The sequence below is a fragment of the Microbacterium croceum genome (assembly GCF_023091245.1).
Classification (GTDB): domain Bacteria; phylum Actinomycetota; class Actinomycetes; order Actinomycetales; family Microbacteriaceae; genus Microbacterium; species Microbacterium croceum.
The window spans coordinates 646,933-667,580 of record NZ_JAHWXN010000002.1 but is presented as its reverse complement, the minus strand read 5'-3'; the positions used below and the strand labels follow the sequence as shown (position 1 = coordinate 667,580).

At 68.5% G+C, this 20,648-nt stretch carries 16 protein-coding genes; 13 read left to right on the top strand and 3 right to left on the bottom strand.

Translation table 11 applies throughout. The features are described from left to right. Positions 1 to 42: 42 nt before the first annotated feature. On the top strand, positions 43 to 5,706 hold the full coding sequence (locus KZC51_RS17310) for a DUF7927 domain-containing protein (RefSeq protein ID WP_247631245.1): 5,664 nt from the start codon (positions 43 to 45) through the stop codon (positions 5,704 to 5,706). 272 nt (positions 5,707 to 5,978) lie between these two features. Here the strand turns inward: KZC51_RS17310 and KZC51_RS17305 are convergent, their stop codons facing one another. Genes KZC51_RS17305 through KZC51_RS17295 form a run of 3 tightly spaced genes read right to left on the bottom strand, consistent with a single transcriptional unit; the run spans position 5,979 to position 8,761 of the window. Beyond that, positions 5,979 to 6,908, bottom strand: a complete 930-nt coding sequence (locus KZC51_RS17305) for a sugar kinase (protein ID WP_247631314.1) — start codon at positions 6,906 to 6,908, stop codon at positions 5,979 to 5,981. 20 nt (positions 6,909 to 6,928) lie between these two features. After that, the gene (locus KZC51_RS17300; RefSeq protein ID WP_247631244.1) at positions 6,929 to 7,567 is read right to left on the bottom strand and encodes a bifunctional 4-hydroxy-2-oxoglutarate aldolase/2-dehydro-3-deoxy-phosphogluconate aldolase; all 639 of its coding nucleotides are present in this window, start codon (positions 7,565 to 7,567) and stop codon (positions 6,929 to 6,931) included. A gap of 51 nt (positions 7,568 to 7,618) precedes the next feature. Continuing rightward, positions 7,619 to 8,761, bottom strand: coding sequence for a mandelate racemase/muconate lactonizing enzyme family protein (locus tag KZC51_RS17295; protein ID WP_247631243.1), 1,143 nt, complete (start codon positions 8,759 to 8,761; stop codon positions 7,619 to 7,621). A 183-nt stretch (positions 8,762 to 8,944) separates the two neighbouring features. On the opposite strand from KZC51_RS17295, the gene KZC51_RS17290 reads away from it, so the two are divergent. From KZC51_RS17290 to KZC51_RS17235, 12 genes are all read left to right on the top strand, one after another. Next, positions 8,945 to 9,763: a transporter substrate-binding domain-containing protein gene (locus tag KZC51_RS17290; protein ID WP_247631242.1), complete on the top strand. Its 819-nt coding sequence runs from the start codon at positions 8,945 to 8,947 to the stop codon at positions 9,761 to 9,763. Positions 9,764 to 9,820: 57 nt separating this feature from the next. Further along, positions 9,821 to 10,483, top strand: a complete 663-nt coding sequence (locus KZC51_RS17285) for an amino acid ABC transporter permease (protein ID WP_247631241.1) — start codon at positions 9,821 to 9,823, stop codon at positions 10,481 to 10,483. Beyond that, positions 10,483 to 11,190, top strand: a complete 708-nt coding sequence (locus KZC51_RS17280) for an amino acid ABC transporter permease (RefSeq protein ID WP_247631240.1) — start codon at positions 10,483 to 10,485, stop codon at positions 11,188 to 11,190. Before KZC51_RS17285 ends, KZC51_RS17280 begins: the two co-directional genes overlap by 1 nt. Continuing rightward, complete coding sequence (locus KZC51_RS17275) at positions 11,187 to 11,915, top strand: amino acid ABC transporter ATP-binding protein (RefSeq protein WP_247631239.1); 729 nt, start codon at positions 11,187 to 11,189, stop codon at positions 11,913 to 11,915. Before KZC51_RS17280 ends, KZC51_RS17275 begins: the two co-directional genes overlap by 4 nt. 4 nt (positions 11,916 to 11,919) lie before the next feature. Continuing rightward, positions 11,920 to 13,515: an N-acyl-D-amino-acid deacylase family protein gene (locus KZC51_RS17910; protein WP_308194320.1), complete on the top strand. Its 1,596-nt coding sequence runs from the start codon at positions 11,920 to 11,922 to the stop codon at positions 13,513 to 13,515. Next, positions 13,505 to 15,016 carry a sugar porter family MFS transporter gene (locus tag KZC51_RS17265; protein ID WP_247631238.1) on the top strand — a complete coding sequence of 504 codons (1,512 nt, stop codon included), beginning with the start codon at positions 13,505 to 13,507 and terminating at the stop codon, positions 15,014 to 15,016. The genes KZC51_RS17910 and KZC51_RS17265 overlap by 11 nt, the downstream gene beginning before the upstream one ends. Then, complete coding sequence (locus tag KZC51_RS17260; protein WP_247631237.1) at positions 15,013 to 15,903, top strand: aldose epimerase family protein; 891 nt, start codon at positions 15,013 to 15,015, stop codon at positions 15,901 to 15,903. Before KZC51_RS17265 ends, KZC51_RS17260 begins: the two co-directional genes overlap by 4 nt. Before the next feature lie 7 nt (positions 15,904 to 15,910). Next, on the top strand, positions 15,911 to 16,585 hold the full coding sequence (locus tag KZC51_RS17255) for a GntR family transcriptional regulator (RefSeq protein WP_247631236.1): 675 nt from the start codon (positions 15,911 to 15,913) through the stop codon (positions 16,583 to 16,585). Further along, entirely contained in the window at positions 16,582 to 17,367 is a 786-nt protein-coding gene (locus KZC51_RS17250; RefSeq protein WP_247631235.1) for an SDR family NAD(P)-dependent oxidoreductase, read from the top strand. Before KZC51_RS17255 ends, KZC51_RS17250 begins: the two co-directional genes overlap by 4 nt. 164 nt (positions 17,368 to 17,531) lie before the next feature. After that, positions 17,532 to 18,830: an extracellular solute-binding protein gene (locus KZC51_RS17245; protein WP_247631234.1), complete on the top strand. Its 1,299-nt coding sequence runs from the start codon at positions 17,532 to 17,534 to the stop codon at positions 18,828 to 18,830. A gap of 52 nt (positions 18,831 to 18,882) precedes the next feature. After that, positions 18,883 to 19,791 carry a carbohydrate ABC transporter permease gene (locus tag KZC51_RS17240; protein ID WP_247631233.1) on the top strand — a complete coding sequence of 303 codons (909 nt, stop codon included), beginning with the start codon at positions 18,883 to 18,885 and terminating at the stop codon, positions 19,789 to 19,791. Continuing rightward, entirely contained in the window at positions 19,781 to 20,617 is an 837-nt protein-coding gene (locus tag KZC51_RS17235; protein WP_247631232.1) for a carbohydrate ABC transporter permease, read from the top strand. Before KZC51_RS17240 ends, KZC51_RS17235 begins: the two co-directional genes overlap by 11 nt. Positions 20,618 to 20,648: the final 31 nt, after the last annotated feature.

The window sequence follows — 20,648 nt, the reverse complement described above, 5'->3', positions numbered from 1 at the left end:
TTCTCGGCGCCTGCGCCGAGAAGCAGACGCACGGGGAGAGAAATGAACACGGACAGCACTCGCTGGAGACGGCGCGCGCCGCAGGCACACGGACGGTTGCGCAGATCGCTGGCAGCGGTCGCCGCAGGAAGTCTGGCGGTCGCGACGCTCGTCGGCCTGAACGTGGCGACGGCGGTGCCAGCGCAGGCTGCGCCAGGGGATGCGTTCGACCCGAGTTCGCCGACCGTCTTCGTCGCGCAGTCGCGAGTCGCAGGCGATCCGACCGGCCTGTTCCGATCAGAGACGTCGGGCGACGGCGCCTATTCGTTCACCGCTGAAGGCCCTGCTGTCGCGTCCGGAAACTACAACGCCATCAGCTTCAACACGAACGACAACTACATCTACGGCGCCAGCATCCAGGCGATCAGCGGAGGAATTCCTGCGAATGCCGTGGTCCGCGTCGGACAAGAAGGTCGCGTCACACGCGTCGGAAACTCCACCTACCCGATCGCTCAGTGGTCGGGTGCGTTCAACCCGGCTGACGGCCGGCTCTACACGACCAACGGCACCGCAGCGAACTCCCGCATCGTCTATGCCACGACCACGACCGGCGTGATCACGGCGGCGTTCACCATCGCCGCCACCGACTACACGATCGCCGACATGGAGTTCCTCGACGGCTTCCTCTGGGCCGTCGACTACAACGCCTCTCAGCCCGCGGGAACTCTGATCCGGATCGACCCCAGCAACGGTGCCGTGCTGAGGTTCCGGGGCGTGATCCCCGGCGGTCTCGGCGGGGCGTGGGGAGCGGCCTGGAAGTTCGGCAACGGCAACCTGGGGTTCTCGAACAACAGCACCGGAAGCATCGCACAGATCCGCATCACGAACGGTGCGTCCCCCTCGCCGACCATCACCGTCTTGCCACTGGTGTCGGGCCCGCCGTCGAACGGCAACGACGGTACAGCGATCCCGGGGCTCCCGGCCGACCTGTCCATCGAGAAGACGGGTCCTGCGACCTTCACCACGGGTGACCGCATCGGCTACGACATCACCGTCACGAACAACGGGGCCGGTGTCTCCAGCGGCTGGACCGTGACCGACGCGCTGCCTGCAGGCCTGAGCAACCCGACCGTGACCGGCGATGTCTCGTCGACCGTGTCGGGGAACACCGTGACGGTGAGCGGTGCCCGGCTCGGGGTCGGTCAGTCGACCACATTCACGATCGAGGTCGACACCGATGTGAACCCGCCGGCCTGCGTCGTCAACACCGCTTCCGTGGACGGGAACGAGGCCGACCTGAACCCGGAGAACGATGAGGCCAACGCCGAATCCTGCGCCCTCGCACTCTCGGTCGCGAAGACCTCGGATGCCACGGCTGATGCGCGTCCCGGCGATGTCGTGACCTACACGGTGACAGCCACCAACACGGGGGCCGGCGCGTACACCGCCGACAACCCGGCTGTGGTCTTCGATGACCTGTCCGGTGTGCTGGACGATGCCACGTACAACGCAGATGCCGCCGCCACACGGGCCGGGTCTCTGGGCTACCAGGCTCCGCTGATCTCCTGGTCCGGCGCCCTCGGCGTCGGCGAATCGGTCGACATCACCTATAGCGTCACGCTGCAGAGCGGCGGCGATGGCGAGGTCGCCAACGTGACCTGGGTGCCGAACGACCCCGAGATCACGACGCCCCCGACGTGCGACCCGGCAACCGGCGGCGTCGACGACGCGACCGGCCAGCCCTGTGCGATCGAGGAGTTCGACCTCCCGCGGCTGACCATCGACAAGTCCGTCGACACTTCGGAGCTCCCCGAGATCGGTGAGCAGGCGACCTTCACGGTCGTCGTCCGCAACGCGGGCCCCGGCGACTACACCGCGGCTGCCCCCGCGACCGCGTCCGACGACCTCAGCGAGGTGCTCGACGACGCGACGTTCGACGATGCGTCGCTGACCGCGGATGTCGGCACGGCCACGCGCGACGGCGACACGCTGGAGTGGAGTGGCGCGCTCGCCGCGGGCGAGCAGGCCACCATCACGTACTCGGTGACCTACACCGGTGAAGGGGACCAGATCCTCCGCAACCTCGCGTGCATCCCGGAAGACGACACGGCCCCCGGCGCCCAGAGCTGCGACCGGGTGCAGGTTCCCGGCGCGCTGCTGACCCAGTGGAAGACGGCCCAGGCATCGTCCGACCCGGTCGTGGCCGGTTCCACGATCACCTACACGCTGTTCTTCGACAACGACGGACAGTCGCCGGCCGCGGTCGACGCGATCGACGACCTCACCTACGTGCTCGACGACGCGGCGGTCACGACCGAGCCGACCGGATCGGACGGGTTGACGGTCGTGCGGGACGGCGCGCAGATCTCTGTCACGGGATCGGTGCCGGTCGGACAGACCTCCACGGTCAGCTACACCGTGACGGTGCTGCCGGATGACGAGCGCGGCGACAGCGTCGCATCGAACTTCCTGCTGGAGCCCGGTGAGACTCCTCCGACGGATGGCGTCTGCGTCCCCACGGACGACGAGGCACCGAACTGCACGACCACTCCCATCACGGGCGTGACGTACACCAAGTCGGTCGAGGCGTCGGAGACGCCGGTGCGCACGGGCACCGAGCTCACCTACACGATCGTCGTGACCAACACCGGCGCGACCGTGGTCGACGTGCTCCGCGATGACGACCTCAGCGATGTGCTGGACGACGCGACCCTCACCGGTGCGCCGGAGTCCGACACCTCGTCGGTCACGGTCGACGGACCTGACGACGGCATCCTGGCCCTTCGCGGAACGCTCGCGGCGGGTGCGACCGCCGAGGTCACCTACACGGTCACGGTCAACGCGGTCGGCGACCGGGGCAACAACGTCTCGTCGAACTTCCTCGTGCCGCCCGGAACACCTCCGGCCGGCCCCTGCGACCCGGAGTCTGCGCAGTGCACGGTCACCCCGATCCAGGGGTACACCGTCGCGAAGTCGTCGGACTCCGACACGACGACCCCGGGTGCGGTCGTCACGTACACGGTCACGGTCACGAACGTCGGCGCCGTGGACTACACGGATGCCGAGCCGGCATCGTTCGAGGACGACCTGTCCGGCGTGCTGGATGACGCGACGTACAACGACGACGTCTCTGCCGGCGGCACAGTCGACGGCAGCACCCTGACGTGGGCGGGTCCGCTCGCGGCGGGTGCGAGCACCACCGTGACGTACTCGGTGACGGTGAACGACCCCACCACGGGCGACTCGATTCTCGGCAACGTCGTGGTGCCGAGCGACCCGACGGGCGAATGCCTGCCGGACGAGTGCGGAACGACCACTCCGGTGTCGTCGTTCACGGTCGCGAAGTCGGCGGACACCGCCACGGTGATGGCCGGTGACGTCGTCACCTACACCGTGGTCGTCACGAACACCGGACAGGTCGACTACACGGACGCGGCGCCCGCCTCGTTCGAGGACGACCTCACGGCCGTGCTGGACGACGCGACCTACAACGACGACGTCTCGGCCGGCGGTTCCGTCGCAGAGAACACGCTGACGTGGTCGGGTGCTCTGGCCATCGGCGACACGGTCACGGTGACCTACTCGGTCACCGTCAACGATCCGCTCACCGGCGACCAGGAACTGGTCAACGCCGTGGTTCCCTCCGCTCCCGGCGGCAGCTGCGACCCCGAGGCCGAGTGCGCGACGCAGACCGAGGTCGCCTCGTACACCGTGTCGAAGGAATCCGACTCCGCGACCGTGCGTCCGGGCGGTGTGGTCACCTACACCGTGACCGTCACCAACACGGGTGAGGTCGCCTACACGGCGGATGAGCCCGCATCGTTCGAAGACGATCTGTCGGGCGTGCTCGATGACGCCGTCTACAACGACGACGCCTCGAACGGCGCAACGGTGTCCGGCAGCACGCTCACCTGGTCTGGTGCGCTGGCCGTCGGCGCCACGGTCACCGTCACCTACTCGGTGACGGTGGACGACCCGATCACGGGCGACTTCACGCTGCGGAACGCGGTGACCCCGTCGGGTCCCGGCGGAAGCTGCGATGAGGTGTGCGAGACGAACACCCCGGTGGGCTCCTACCGTGTGGTCAAGTCCACGACCTCGACCGAGGTCGTGCCGGGTGACGTGGTGGAGTACACCATCGAGGTCACGAACATCGGGCAGGTCGCGTACACGGAGGATGCACCGGCGTCCTTCGCCGACGACCTCTCGGCAGTCCTCGATGACGCGACGTACAACGCCGACGCCACGAGCACTTCCGGGACGGGCGTGACGTACACGGCTCCGCAGCTCGGCTGGTCGGGGGCGCTCGGCATCGGCGAGACGGTCACCATCACCTACTCGGTGACGGTGAACGACCCGGCATCCGGTGATCGTCGACTCGACAACACCGTGGTGACTCCTCCGGGCTCTGGCGCCAACTGCGCCGAGGGGTCGACCGACCCCGCGTGTGTCGCGAACGTCCCCGCAGCCTCGTACTCGGTGGCCAAGTCGGCTTCTGCGAGTCAGGTCCTCCCCGGAGACACCGTGACGTACACCGTCACGGTCACCAATACGGGCGAGGTCGCCTACACCGACGAGAACCCGGCCTCCTTCGAGGACGACCTCTCGCGCGTGCTGGATGACGCGAGCTACAACGGCGACGTCTCCGAAGGCGGCGAGGTCGCGGACGGCACGCTCACCTGGTCGGGTGCGCTCGCCGTCGGCGAGACCGTGGAGGTCACGTACTCGGTGACGGTGGACGACCCGATCAGGGGTGACTTCTCCCTGCGAAACGTGGTCGCCCCGTCTGCTCCCGGTGGCGAGTGCATCGAAGGCGAGTGCATCACGGACACCCCCGTGGCCTCGTACGCCGTCGCGAAGTCGGCGGATATGCAGGATGTCGTGCTCGGCGGTGTCGTCACCTACACCGTGACCGTGGAGAACATCGGACAGGTTCCGTACACCGCGGATGCTCCGGCATCCTTCATCGACGACCTGTCCGGCGTGCTGGACGATGCCACGTACAACGACGACGCGACCTCCGGCGCCGAGGTATCGGGAACGGCACTCACGTGGGAGGGCCCGTTGGAGATCGGCGAGAGCGTGAGCATCACGTACTCGGTGACCGTGAACCAGCCGGCGACCGGCGACGGGAACCTGCGCAACGCGGTGACCGGTGACGGCCCCGGCGGCGGATGCTCGACCGAGGGCGGATGCGTCACCGAGACGCCGATCGCGAGCTACCGCGTGACCAAGGACGTCTCGTCCACACGGGCGACGATCGGTGACCGGGTCACCTTCACGATCACGGTGACGAACACCGGTCAGGTCGCCTACACCGATGAGCGTCCGGCGTCGTTCACCGATGACCTCGCGACATCGCTGGCCGTCGGCACCTACAACGGCGATGCCACCAACGGCGCCGAGTACGAGCGTCCGGTGCTGTCGTGGGCCGGAGCGGTCGGGGTCGGCGAGAGCGTGACCGTGACGTACTCCGTCACGCTGCGCTCGACCGGCGAGATCCGCAACGTGGTCGTCACCCCCGACGGGTCCGGTGCGAACTGCAGCACCGGGTCGACGGATGAGGACTGCGACACCACCACGATCGTCGTTCCTCCGGGACTGGCGTTCACCGGCGGGGCCCCGTGGATCGCGGGTGGAGTCGCGGGAGCGGCACTGCTCGCGCTGGGACTCTGGCTGTTCGCGCGCCGACGGGCTGAGAACGCCGCGGCGCTGCAGGAGAGCTGAGTGATCGACGGCGGCGGCTGCGGGATCGACCCCGCAGCCGCCGCCGTCGTGTGCGGGGGAATCGGCTTCCTCGGCGCGGAACTCTAGACTTCATGCGCGGGTGTTCTTCTGGTGAGACGTGCGACGATCGAGGATCTGGGGGCTCTCGCGACGGCCGCCGGGGATGCCGGCGCCGCGGAGGAATCGGGCGGCGTCTGAGCGGGGCGTCCGGCATCACGAGACGAACCCCGGGTGCCGCCGGCCGCATCCGCAGCCGGCGACACCCGACGGTATCACCGTGTGATGCCCTCCCGAGCGCTCAGGCGCGCGAGCTCTGAGACGGTCGGGCTTCCTTCCCAATCGCCGATCGTCGTGCAGGCGTAGGCGCCGGCGGCCGCGGCCCGACGAAGGCGATCCGCCATCGTCGACTCTGCGTTCCAGAGACTCAGGTAGCCCGCCACGAAGGCGTCGCCCGCCCCGACGGTGTCCACCACGTCCACGGCGTAGGACGGCTGCAGACGATGCTGGCTGCCGTCCAGGCCGATGGCCCCGAGCTCGCCCCGCTTGATCACGACTTCGTGGGGACCGAGGTGCCGCAGGCGCTGAGCGAGCTCGGCCGGTTCCCCCTCTCCGACGAGCAGGGCGGCCTCGTCCTCGCCGGCGAAGACGATGTCCGCCGATTCGACGAGTTCGGAGTACGTGGGACGAGGGTCGCGTCCGCGCCACACGGATTCGCGGTGGTTGATGTCGAACGAGACCGGGATCCCCGCAGAGCGCGCCCGCTGCGCGGTGGACAGTGCGCAGGCGCGGGCGTCGGCGGAGAGGCCGGGGAGGATCCCGGTCAGGTGCACGAGGTCGGCATTGCGCAGCAGTTCGTCGGGCACATCCGACGGATGCAGCGTCGACGCCGCGCTCCCCGTCCGCCAGAAGCGCACAGTGGCCGTCGAGGTCGTGCGACGGTGCTTGTGCATGAGTCCGGTCGGCAGCTCGGCGTGCCGGGATGCATGCACATCCACCCGTTCCGCGCGCAGCTCACGGGAGATCAGGTCCCCCAGCGGGTCGTCACCGAGACGGCTGACCCACGACACCCGAGCGCCCAGGCGGGCGAGCGCGATCGCCACGTTGCTCTCCGCGCCGCCGAAGCTGAATGAATGCGCGCGTGCCGTCGACAACGGTCCAGGGCGGTCGTTGGCGAACAGCCCCATCGTCTCGCCGACTGTCACGACATGCAACGGCGCCCTCGTCATGCGGCCCTGCCCTCGATGACGCCGGCGAGTGCCCGCCGTGCTCGCTCCTTCAGTGCGTCGAGGCTTCCACCGGCGAAGGCATCGCCGATGAGCGGCCCCCCGAGGCTCACCGCGACGCATCCGGCCCTGATCCACTCCGGTATCTCTTCGAGCGTGACCCCGCCGGAAGGCAGCGTCAGCAGGTGGGGCAGGGGGCCGGCCAGCTGGCGCACGTAGTCGGAGCCGACGGACGCCGCGGGGAACACCTTCACCGCGGTCGCGCCGCGCTCCCACGCCGCGTGCACCTCAGTCGGAGTGAGCGCACCGGGATAGACCGCTGCACCGAACGAGTCCGCGACCTCGATGACCTCGGGTGACACCGTCGGCGACACGAGGAAGCATGCCCCCGCCTCCAGCGCCGCGCGGGCATCGTGCGCCGTCAGCACGGTTCCGACGCCGATCTCGGCCTCAGGGACGGCGGCGATCAGCTGCGGAAGCATCTCGAGGGTTCCCGGGGTGGTCATCGTGAGCTCGATGCAGAGCACTCCGGACTCGGCGAGTGCGGTCACCACCGGCTCGTACAGCCGTGCGTCGGCGGCACGAAGCACCGCGACCACCCCTGTGCGCGTCAGCGTGTCAGAAGGGGCCGAGCGCATCGGTCACGCCTCTCGGTGTCGGTCGGGCAGGAAGGTCGGCGACTCGCTTCGTCATGATCGGGCGGTCGCGGCGAAGTCCGGCCGGGTGCCGTAGCGCGCGAGCGTGTCCTCGTCGAGGGTCACGCCGAGACCCGGCTTCGACGGGATGTCGAGGAAGCCGTCGGCATCCAGCCTCCAGCCCCCGCTGATGAGGTCGTCGACGTACGCGGATCCGGTCTTGTACTCGACCAGGTCGGTCGAGGCGAGAGCCGAAGCCAGCTGCAGATCCGCCGCGAGCCCGATGCCGGTGTTCCATCCGTGTGGGATGAGGCGGATGCCGCGGTCCTGAGCCGCCCATCCGATCCGGCGCGACTCGCTCAGCCCGCCGCCCTTCGTGGTGTCCGGTTGCACGATGTCGAACGCGTGTCTGTCGAGGTACGGCTGGAAGCTCTGGCGTCGCGTGAGCACTTCGCCGCCGGAGATCCGCACGGGCGACGACGCGCGGAGCTCGGCGAACCCGTCGATGTCGTCGGGGGCGAGCGCTTCCTCGAACCAGGCGACGTCGTAGTCGGCGAGCATGCGGGCGGTGCGTTTCGCCCAGGCCAGGTCGCCGGGGAAGAAGGCCTCGGAGCCGCCGGCGTCGACGGCGAGCAGGCGATCGCCCACCGCGGCCCGCGCTGCGGCGACCGTGGCCTCGTCGGTCGCCGCATCCACGCGCCCGAACTTCCACCAGCCGATCTTGAATGCGGAGAAGCCGGTCTCGACAAGTTCTTCCAGGTTCGCGGTCATGGGCGCGGGGTCGTCCATCAGCACCGACGCGTAGGGGCGCACTCGTTCTCTGTGGCGGCCGCCGAGGAGCCGGCCGACGGGCTGGGACGACGCCTGTCCGGCGAGGTCCCACAGCGCGATGTCGATCGCACTGGTCGCGTGTGTGAGCGAGCCGCCGCGTCCCATCCAGAAGGCGGTCTGGTGCAGGGTCTCCGTGAGGCGCTCCACCTCGAGAGGGTTCTGGCCGATCAGGTGGGGGGCGAGCAGATCGATGGCGCCCCGCACCAGGTTCTCGGATGTGAACGCGCTGCCGACGCCCACCCTGCCGTCGTCGGTGTGGACCGCGACGAGGGTGTGGACGATGTCGTCGGGCTGCAGCTCGTGCGACCACCCTCCCTCGGGCGTCGCACCTCGCAGGCCGCACGTGTCGATTCGGAGGATGTGCATGAAGACCTTCTAACCGTGATGAGGACGGGAGAACCCCGCTGCCAGAATTCGAAGATAGTCGATTGTCGACAACAGAGCAATCTCCGGGTATTGTCTGTTCCTGCACCCCTCAGCGGTGCGTCCACAGACCCACAGCGTTGTGCACGATGGCAGCGCCGGAGGCCGAACCCGAAAGGCATCACAATGAAGTTGACGCGCATCCTTGTCGGCGTGGCGGTAGCCGCGACGAGCGTCCTCGCACTCGCCGCGTGCACCTCGAGCGGGAGCCCGGGGGCGACAGCGCAGGAGAGCACCCTGACGAAGGTCCTCGAGAAGAAGACACTCGTGGTCGGCGTCTTCGCCGACGCGCCTCCCTACGGAGTCATGACGAGTTCCGGCGAATACGAGGGCTTCGACATCGACGCCGCGCAGGCGCTCGCCGACTCCCTCGGCGCGAAGATCGAGTTCGTCTCCACCACGAACGCCAACCGCATCCCCCTGCTGGAGACGGGCAAGGTCGACATCATCGTCGCGGCCCTCACCAACCTGAACGAACGCGCGCAGAAGGTGGCCATGTCGCGGCCGTACGCCGCCGAAGGCCAGGTCGTGCTCGTCCCCGCCGGCAGCGACATCACCTCCTATGACGCGCTGTCCGGGCGAACCGTCGCGGCGACGCGCGGCAGCGTGCCGGCCACGATCCTCGAGACGCGGTTCCCTGAGGCGAACGCGAGCCTGTTCGAGGCCGTCGCCGACTCGATCCAGGCGCTGCGCAGCGGCAAGGTCGACGCGCTCATGGAGAGCAACTCCGTGGCACAGGGGATCCTCGACGACTCCGGCAGCGAGTTCACCGTCGTCGACGCACCGCAGCTGAGCCCGTCCGTCGTCTCCATGGGACTGAAGCAGGGCGATCAGCTCTGGCTCAACTATGTCGACAACTTCATCCTCAACTACAACATCAGCGACGCCGCGAACGACTCGTACAACGAGTGGCTCGGCACCGACGTCCCCGAACTGATCAAGTAGCGACGACCTTCTTCGGCTGCCCCGCCTCGCCGGCGGGGCAGCCCGAACGGACCTCTCATGCAACTCTTCTTCGGGGACCTGATCCCCTACGCTCCCGAGCTGCTCGCCGGTCTCGGCGTGAGCGTGCTCATCACCGTCGCCGCCGTGCTCATCGGCTCACCGCTCGGCGTCGGCGTCTACCTGTTGCGCGCGTCGGGCAATCCCGTCGCGCGAGCCGTCGGCAGCACCTATGTCGAGGTCATCCGCAACACGCCGCTGCTGCTCCAGCTCTACCTCATCTACTTCGCGCTGCCCTCCGTGGGGGTCAACTTCGATCCCATCACGGCGGGGATCATCGCGTTGAGCGTGAACAACTCCGCCTATCTCGCGGAGATCTACCGGGCCGGGTTCGAGGCGATCCCGAAGGGACAGATCGAGGCCGCGGACGCACTCGGGCTGTCACGGCGCACCACGTTCTTCCACGTGCGGCTGGTGCCGGCGATGCGCAACGTCCTGCCGTCGCTGACGAACCAGGTGATCCTGCTCTTCCTCGCGTCCTCGATCGCCTCGATCGTCGCCGTGCCCGAGTTGATGCACGTGATGATGGGCATCACGACGAGCACCTTCCGCACCATCGAGACGTTCGTCGTCGGCGGACTCCTGTACTTCATCGTCGCGTTCCTCATCGCGGGAGCATCCCGTCTCGTCGAGACGCGCGGCATCCGCTGGAAGGTGGCCTGATGTTCACATCCTTCGATCTCCCCGACCTGCTGCTCATCCTGCAGGGCGCTTTCGTGACGCTGCAGATCTGCTTGCTGTCCGTGATCCTCGGCGGCGTGGTGGGCATCGTCTCCGGCATCCTCGCCGCAAGTCCGTCCGCTCCGCTGCGCTGGATCAGCGCGATCTGGGTGGGCGCGATCCGGGGCGTCCCGGTGCTGCTCATCATCTTCTTCGTCTACTTCGCGCTGCCGCTGATGTCGCCGGGAACCAATGTCCCGGACTACTGGGCCGCCGTTCTCGCCCTCACGATCTTCGCCTCGGCCTACATCAGCGAGATCGTCCGGGGGAGCATCCAGGCGATTCCCCGCGGCCAGTTCGAAGCGGCACAGGCGCTGGGGCTGTCGTGGCCGCAGCAGCTGCGCCACGTGGTCATGCCGCAGGCCGCGCGCATCATGGTGCCGCCTGGCATCGGGTTCCTCGTGGTGCTGATCAAGGACAGCTCGCTCGTCGCGGTGATCGGACTCATCGAGCTCACCCGAGCGGGCAACATCGTCGCTTCGCAGACCGGACAGCCGATCCTCGCCTACCTGGTGGTCGGTGCGGTCTACTTCGTCATCTGCTTCGCCCTCTCCGCCGCCGGTCGGCGGTACGAGAGGCGACTGACCATTCACGCGCGGGCACCCCGAGTGGAAGACGCGCTCACCCCCTCACGAGGAGACTCGAAATGATCACTGTCACCGACCTGCGACTCAGCTTCGGCTCCACCGAAGTCCTGCACGGGATCACCTGCGATGTCGCGGAGGGCGAGGTGGTCTGCATCATCGGGGCATCCGGCTCGGGCAAGAGCACCCTCCTGCGCTGCATGAACGGCCTCGAGACCCCCAGCCGCGGCAGCGTCGAGGTGAACGGACACCTGCTCACCTCGAAGGAGCGCCGAGCGGATCTCGCCGCCGTTCGCCGCGATGTCGGCATGGTGTTCCAGCAGTTCAACCTGTTCCCTCACCTCACGGCGCGGGAGAACGTCACGCTGGCTCCGCGGAAGGTGCTCGGGCTGAGCGCCCAGGAGGCCGACGAACGTGCGGGCAGGCTCCTGGCCAAGGTCGGGCTCGCCGCGAAGGCCGACGCGTTCCCCGGCAACCTGTCCGGGGGCCAGGCGCAGCGCGTCGCGATCGCGCGGGCGCTCGCCATGCAGCCGAGTGTGATGCTCTTCGATGAGCCGACTTCGGCACTGGACCCCGAGATCGTCGGCGAGGTCCTCGCAGTGATGAAGGAGCTCGCGGCCGAGGGGATGACGATGGTGGTCGTCACACACGAGATCGGTTTCGCGCGCGAGGTCGCCGACCGCGTGATCTACATGGACGACGGGCGCATCGTCGAGAGCGGCGCACCGCAGGAGCTGCTCTCCCACGCGAAGACGGAGCGTGCCCGCGCGTTCCTCGGCAAGGTGCTCTGACCTCGTGATCGACGTGCTCATCCGCGGCGCGAGCGTGATCGACGGTTCCGGCGCCCCTCCGTTCGTGGCGGACGTCGGGATCACCGGTGAGCGCATCGCGTTCGTCGGTCGTGACCAGGGAGCAAGAGCCCCCCAGGAGATCGATGCCGCGGGACTCCTGCTCACCCCCGGCCTCATCGATCCCCACAGCCACAGCGACTGGTCGATCCTCGGGAACCGCGACGCACTCAGCACCGTGCATCAAGGAGTCACCACCGAGATCGTCGGCAACTGCGGCGTCACGTATGCGCCGATCGCGGAGGGCGACGAGGAGACCGCTCGTCGTGCGCTGGCCGCGTTCGGGTACGAGGGCGAGGTGCGGTGGCATTCCTTCGCCGAGTTGCTGAGCGTCGTGCACGGCGGAGGCACCGCGCAGAACCTGGCGTGGTTCGTCGGGCACACCGGACTGCGCCGGGCCGCCGAGCGAGAAAGGGGCGACCTCGTCAGCACGATGGAGCGGCACCTGCAGGAGGCGTTGGAGGCGGGGGCGCTCGGCTTCAGCTCCGGGCTCGAGTACGGCGCCGGGCGGAACGCGGAGACCGCGGAGCTGGAGGCCCTCGCGCGCGTGGCGGGCCGACACGGCGCGATGTACGCCAGCCACATCCGCAACCGCGACGCCGCGCTGTCCCAAGCCGTCGAGGAGTTCTTCCGCGTCGTGCACGCCGGAGGGCTGCGTGCACAGCTCTCGCATCTGAACGTCCGGCACCGCACGGGAGCCGCGGAAGGAGCCTGGGCGGAAGCGGTGGCGCGGCTGGAGCGCGAGCGTCGTTCCGGTATCGACGTGCTGGCGGACATGACGCCCTATCCGGACGGCATCGGGCTCGCCGCAGGCCTGCTGCCCGAGTGGCTGCTCTCCGACGGGGAGCAGGCGGCTGCCGATGCCCTCCGGCGTCCGGAGGTGCGCGAGCGCGTCCGCGCGGACTCCGATCGCTACTGGCGATTCGTGCACAGCGGGCAGTGGGATCGGGTCCGTCTGGCCGTGAGCCCCGCCACGCCCGAATGGGAGGGCCTCACATTCCCGGAGATCGCCGCCGCCAACGGGACGGACGAGTGGGACGCCTACTTCGACGTCATCGCGGCGTCCGGCGCCGATCTGGGAGCGGTGCAGTTCATGGGAGCGCTGTTCGCGCCGGATCATGTCGCCGAGGCGGTCGGCCACGACCTGTTCCTGCTCGGCGTCGACGGCTTCACCTCCCGCCGCGACGGCATTCTCGGCGCGCGGACGCCGCATCCGTTGTTCTTCCACGGATACCAGCACTTCCTGGGGCACCACGCGCTGCGGACGGGCACCCTGACGCTCGAGAACGCCGTGCACAAGATGACGGCGGCGGTCGCGGCGCACTTCGGCCTCCGCGACAGGGGGCGCGTCGTGGAGGGGGCGTTCGCCGACCTGGTGCTCTGGGACCAGCGGCTGCTGCGCGAGACGGACACCTTCGTCATGCCGGAGCGCTACGCCACCGCGGCCCGGCATGTCTGGGTGAACGGCACGCCGGTCGTCACGAACGGAGCCCGCACCATGCACCGACCTGGAAACCGATTGGAACGAGTAGATGTCACCTGAAACGTCATCCCCGGCCCTCGGCCCCGCGCCGACCCGCCGCCGCGGCCGCGCGCCCGGAACCGCACCGGACAGCGTCGGGGAGAGCGGGCGCCTCACCCCGGCCGTGACCGGGTTCGCGGTCGCCGCGGCGGTCGGTGGCTTCCTCTTCGGATTCGACACCGCGGTGATCAACGGCGCAGTCACGGCGATCGAGGGCAATCTCGGCCTGGACGCCGTCGGCCTCGGCGTCGTGGTCGCGGTGACGCTCCTCGGTGCAGCGCTGGGCGCGCTCGGCGCGGGGTGGATCGCGGACCGCATCGGGCGTCCCCGCACGATGCTCGCCGCCGGCATCGTCTTCTTCATCGCGGCGATCGGATGCGGCATGGCCCACGGGGTGTTCGATCTCGCCGCGTGGCGACTCGTGACCGGTATCGCGGTCGGCTTCGCCACCGTGCTCGGCCCCCTCTACATCTCGGAGATCGCCCCCGCACACGCCCGTGGGCGACTGGCCTCGATGCAGCAGATGGCGATCGTGCTGGGGATCTTCGTGGCTCTCCTCTCCGACAGCGGCATCGCGTTGGCGCTGGGTGGTGCGGATGCCGAGCTGTTCCTCGGGCTCCCGGCGTGGCGCTGGATGTTCATCGCGGGCGTGATCCCCGCGCTGATCTACCTGGTGCTCGCGCTCGTCGTCCCGGAGTCCCCGAGGTACCTGGTCGCGCGCGGGCGGGTCGAGGCGGCCCGTCGGGTGCTCATCCGCCTCCAGCGGGTCGATCCGGCCGAGGCACGCATCCTCACCGATCGGATCGAGGACACGCTGCACCAGAAGGAGTCCGGTCGATTCCGCGATCTGCTGGACAGACGCCGTGGCCTCCTCCCCGTGGTCTGGGTGGGCATCGGGGTGGCTGCGTTGCAGGCGCTCGTCGGCATCGACGTGATCTTCTACTACTCCACCTCGCTCTGGGAATCGGTCGGATTCGAGGAGTCCGCCGCGTTCGGCTTGTCGGTGCTCAGCTCCTTCATCAACGTGGCCGCCACCGTGGTCGCCATCGTGCTCATCGATCGCGTCGGGCGCCGCGCGCTGCTTCTCACGGGGTCGGTGGGGATGTTCATCAGCCTCGTCATCGTGAGCATCGGGTTCTCGACGGCGCGCATGGTCGACGGGTCGCCCCAGCTGGATGGCGTGTGGGGACCGATCACCCTGGTCGGCGCGAACCTCTTCGTCGTCGCTTTCGCCGTCTCCTGGGGGCCGGTGGTGTGGGTGTTGCTGGGTGAGATGTTCCCGAACCGCATCCGCGGAGTCGCGCTGTCGGTATGCGCCTCGGCGAACTGGTTCGCGGGAGTGGCGCTGAACTTCTCCTTCCCGAGCCTGCGAGACATCTCGCTTCCCGGCAGCTACGCCCTGTATGCCGTGATGGCGGCACTGTCGTTCCTGCTCGTGTTCTTCTGCGTCCGGGAGACCAACGGCCGCTCCCTCGAGGAGATGCACGCGGGCGGGGGAGGCCGTGAGGGGGAGGGGCGATGACGCCGTCATCGACCCGGACGGCCCGCGCAGACCTCCCGACGCCGGCGGCGGAGGTCCTCGTGCTGCGCGCCGGCGGCGCTCGGGTGTCGATCGCACCGGCTCACGGCTGCGTGATCCAGTCGATCGACCTCGGTGAGGGCAACATCCTCTGGACCGACGGGCGTCGGCCGCGTGCACTCGAGCAGTCCGAGGCGGTCGGTGAGGAGTCGGCCCGCGAGTTCGACGATGAGGTCCTCATCGGCGGCTGGTTCCCGATGTTCCCCAGCGCAGGCGTTCCCACCGCGACGACGCAACAGCACGGCTGGGCGCCCCGCGTGGCGTGGGCGGTGCTCGAGCGCAGCGCGACGAGAGCGGTCTGCACGGCGACGGGGCCGTTCCTCGACGGAGGCATCGCGGAGGTGGCGCGGACCATCGAGCTCGAACCCGACGCCCTCACGGTGTCGAGCACCGTGCGGAACGCGGGCTCGGGGGTGCGATCGTTCACCTGGGGCGAGCATCCGTGCTTCTCGCGCGACCTCTTCGCCGGGGGTCATGCCTGCTTCGCCGGGGAGCAGGTGGCGGCGGTGCCCTCATCTGCGAACCGCGCCGCAGGGCATGCCGCCCGCAGCGACGCGGGCGCAGCGGCCGGCGTCGTCGGCCGGAGCCTCACGATCGCTCTGAGCGACGAGGCCGGCACGCTTCCGCACTGGCTGTACTGGTACAACTACGCGGCCGCCGAACTCCCGCGCGCAGACACGCTCGCGTGGGAACCCTCGACAGCGGCCGGCCTGAGCGTGGGCGATGCGATCGCCGCAGACGCGGTGGAACGACTGGGCGCCGGTCAGAGTTTCCGCGCCTCTCTGAGATGCGGATGGACTTTGTCGACAATCGCCGACTCGCGGGTATGATGACATGATGAGCGCTCTCTCCTCCCTCCCCTCCGTCCCTGCCGCGTCGCGTCGTGAGCGCGTCGCGGAGATCCTCCGCGAGGCCATCACGACCGGGGATCTGGAAGTGGGGCAGAAGTTGACCGAGCTGGAGCTGGCCGCGCAGCTGGGCACGAGTCGTGCACCGGTCCGCGAGGCTCTGCGTCAGCTCGAGCAGGAAGGCCTCGTCGTGTCCTACCCGTACCGCGGGACCGAGGTCCTCGGCGTCTCGCAGGAGGAGATCGAGAATGTGCTCGTGCCGATCCGTGTCGCGCTCGAGCGCTTCGCGTTCGACAAGGCGATGTCGGTGGTGACGGACGACGATATCGCCGGACTGGAGAGCATCATCGACAGCATGGACGCGGCTGCCTCCGCGGGTGATCTTGCTCGTCTCGCCGATGACGACATCCGGTTCCATGAGGCCATCGTCATCCTGTCCGGCCAGCAGCACTGCCTGCAGATCTGGCGCACGATTCAGCCCCGCGTCCGTGCGTACTTCCGCCGTGACGCGAACTACTACGGCGACTCGCACGCGGTGGCGGAGCAGCATCGAGACCTCATCCGTGCGCTGCGCAGCGGTGACAGCGACCACGGCCTGCAGGCGATCACGGAGCACATCCGCACGCACTTCTCCTCCGCAGCGGTAGCGGAGAGCGACCGGTGAGCGCGGTCGTCGTCACGGGAGCCGCATCCGGGATCGGCCGCGGCATCGCCATCGGAGCGGCGAAGCGAGGAAGACACGTCGCCCTGCTCGACATCGACGAGCAGGCGCTGGCCGACGCGGCATCCGCGGTCCTCGCTGCGGGCGCGGCATCGGCCCTTCCGCTCGTCTGCGATGTGAGCGATGAGCGTGAGGTGGACGCTGCATTCGAGGCTGTCGCCGATCGGCTGCCGGCGATCTCGGGCGTCGTGGCCAATGCGGGTATCGAGGTGAGCGAGCCCCTCGCCTCCGCGACCGTGGAGTCCTGGGATCGTGTGATGGCGGTGAACCTCCGCGGAACATTCCTCACGTCTCGGGCGGCCGTGAATCACTGGCGTGCGCAGGGATCGGGCGGATCGCTGGTGTGCGTCTCGTCGCCGTCTGCGTTCGTGGGCTTCGCCGGAGGTGCGAACACCGCCTACGGTGCGTCGAAAGGCGGCATCTCGGCATTCGTGCGCGCAGCCGCCCTGGACGGCGCCCCGGACGGAGTGCGCGTGAACGCGGTCGTGCCCGGGGCCACCGATACGGACATCCTCTACTTCGGGTTGGAGGGGGAGGCGCTGCTGGCCCGTCGTGCCGAGCTCGCGCAGGCGGCGCAGCGTCAGATCCCCCTCGGCCGGATGGCGCGACCGGAGGAGATCGCGGATGCGGTCCTCTGGCTCCTGAGCGACGAGAGCGCCTACGTCACGGGCAGCCATCTCGTGTGCGACGGAGGTCTGCTGGCCAAGAGCGCGAACACGTTCTGAGTTCGCGTTCGAGGGTGCGCTCGCTGCCGTCGAGCGCCCGCAGAGACGCCCTTCGAGAACAGACGGATCACGGTCTGAGGATGATTGTCGACAATCGACTAGAGTCGATCCGTCGGCAGGGCTGCCGGCATTCAGCTACCGAATGGGCGGAAGGCGTGAACACTATGGAACGACGACTCTGGGGTCGGCGCGGAACAGGCATCACCGTCGCGGCACTTGCCGCGCTGGCTGTCACCGGGTGTGCGGGAGAGGGATCGCCGTCCGCGGACGGCTCGACGACGATCACCTACTGGACTCATGTCAACGCTCCTGCGCAGGCGGTCGAACGCGAGTTGATCGCTCAGTACGAGAAAGACCATCCGGGCGTGCGCATCGACTACCTGCCCATCGAGTTCGGGACCATGGCCGCCAAGCTCAACGCCGCGATCGCGGCAGGCGGCGGGCCCGACCTCGTCAACTACTTCCAGTCGTATGCCGCCGGCCTGATCGGCAAGGGCTACCTCGCCCCCGTCGACCACGAGGCGTACGGCATGACCGCCGACGAGCTCGCGGCCCAGTACACCGAGGCGATCGGGGCCGGATTCTCCGCCGACGGAGAGTTCATCGGCATCCCGCACGAGATCTCCACCTATCAGTTCTGGGTCAACGATCAGCACTTCGCCAACGCCGGCCTCGATCCGGCGAAGGACTTCCCGAAGACGTGGGCCGACGTCGCGACCGTGGGGGCGCTGGTCCAGGATGCGCCGGGTGGTCCGGCCGAAGGAGTGGCGCTGTCACTGAACAACCAGGTGCGTGATGTGCTCGTGCTCGACGCCATGACCAGGCAGGCGGGCGGAATGCTGTTCGGTCCCGACGGCTCGGAATCGTTCGTCAACTCGCCGGAGGCCGTCAAGGCGCTGCAGACCTGGGGAGACCTGGCGAACGATCACGGCGTCAACGACCCCGCGCTCGGGCCGACCGCCTCCACCAATGCGGAGGACCTCTTCGGTGACGGGACCGCGGCGATGGTCAACACCGGCGGCTCCTGGTTCATCCCCACGCTGGAGGGAACCTATCCGGACATCGACTGGACGGTCGGCCAGTACCCCACGTTCGGTGGGGAGGAGGTGGGCGCGGATCTGTACGGCTACGGACTCTACGTGCCGGCGACCAGTGCGCACCAGAAGGAGGCGTGGGAGTTCGCGCGTTACCTGGCCGATGCTTCTCCCACCTACTTCGCGGAGGCCGGGATCTGGCTCGGAGACAACGATGTGCTGATCGATGAGGCGACCGCCGATGTTCCGAGCTGGGACGTGTTCGTCGAAGGGTTCGCTCGCGGCAACTTCCTCCCGCCGCTGAGCCAGTACAACGAGATCAGCCAGATCCTCGAGAGCGCCATCCAGCGAGTGGTCGTCAACGGCGACGACGCGCAGAGCGCGCTCGATGCAGCGCACGCCGCGATCGAGCCTCTGCTCGACAACTGAGGCGTCGGGGTGCGGTCGATGCGTCGACCGCACCCCGACGGAACGGAGAACCATGGATGACTCAACCTCGGCGATCGTGACACCGCATCGACGCGAACGCCCCGCCTCCCTCCCTCGCCGCGAAGCACGTGTCGGAATCGCGTTCGTGGCGCCGACCTTCCTCTGGCTCACGGTGTTCGTGCTGGGTCCGTCGGTCGCCGCGATCGTGCTCAGCTTCACCGAGTGGTTCCTCGTGGGGAGCCCGAAGTTCGTCGGCGCGGCCAACTACCTGGCTCTGTTCGAGGATTCGGCATTCGGGCAGGCGCTGATCGTGACCTTCCAGGTCGCGGCCGGCGTCGCACTCCCCGGCTCCGTGCTGGCACTGGTCCTCGCTCTGCTGATGAGCAACGTCGCTCGCGGTCGGGCCGCCTATCAGGCGGTGTTCTATCTGCCTCTGGTGATCCCGAGCGTGGTCTCGTCCATCATCTGGGGTGCCATGTACCTGGGGCAGGGCGTGATCAACACGCTGCTCGGGACGCAGATCAAATGGCTCGCCGATCCGGTGTGGGCACTCGTCTCGATCCTCATGCTCATGGTGTGGACGAACGTCGGCTACTACACCATCCTCGTGTTCGCCGGTCTTCAGGACATCCCCGCCGAGATCCTGGAAGCGGCCAGCATGGACGGTGCGGGGCCCCTGCAGCGATTGGTGCACATCATCGTGCCGTTGCTACGCCCCGTCCTCCTCTTCGTGCTGGTGATCGCGACGACGGAGGCCCTGACCTTGTTCGTCCAGCCGTACCTGCTGACTCAGGGAGGGCCCGGCGGTGCGACGCAGACGCTGTCGCTGTACATCTACCAGGTCGGATTCTCGTTCGGAAACGTCGGCAAGGCCTCGGCGATGGCCGTCGTACTGCTGGTCATCGCCATCCTCTTCGCCATCGTCCAGTTCCGCGCACTGAGGAGTTCGCATGACGACTGACACCCGTTCGCTCCGGATCCTGCGCCGATCCGGCCCGCATGTGCTGCTCGTCGGGGCGGCCCTGCTCGTCGCGACGCCGCTGATCTGGGCGGTGAAGTCGTCCTTCACCCCCACCGGGGAGGTGATGAGCACAGGGCTGTTCCAGCTGCCCACTCGATTCACCCTCGACAACTACGTGCAGGGATGGCAGTCGTCTCCGTTCGTGACCTACTTCGCGAACAGCTTCCTCGTCGCGATCGCTGTCACGGCTCTCACGCTGGTGGGCAGCGTGACGGCGGGCTACGGGTTCGCGCGCTTCTCGTTCCCGGGGAGACGAGTGCTGTTCGTTCTGACGCTCGCGGCGATGATGATGCCGTTCCAGGCCATCATGATCCCGCTCTTCATCCAGGTGCGCACGCTGGGGTGGCTCGACAGCTTCGCGGGGCTGATCATCCCCGGTGCGGTCAGTGCGTTCGGAGTCTTCCTGATGCGGCAATTCCTCTCGGGGCTGCCGCAGGCGCTGTTCGAAGCCGCACGCATCGACGGCGCGGGTGAACTGCGGATCTTCCTGAGGATCGTCCTGCCCCTGGCGCGGGGGCCGCTGGCGGCTCTGGGGGCGCTCACCTTCCTCGCGAGCTGGAACAACTTCCTCTGGCCGCTCATCGTGGTGGGAAGCACAGGGATGACGACGGTGCCCCTCGGACTCTCCCAGTTCCGCGGCTCCAACGCCACCGACTACGGTCAGGTGCTCGCCGTCTCGATGCTCGCGGCGATCCCGGTGATCCTGGTCTTCCTCGCGCTGCGTCGTCACATCGTCGCAAGCTTCGCCTCCAGCGGGCTCAAGTGATGCTCGGCGTGCCCGCATCCACCTCCCGAGA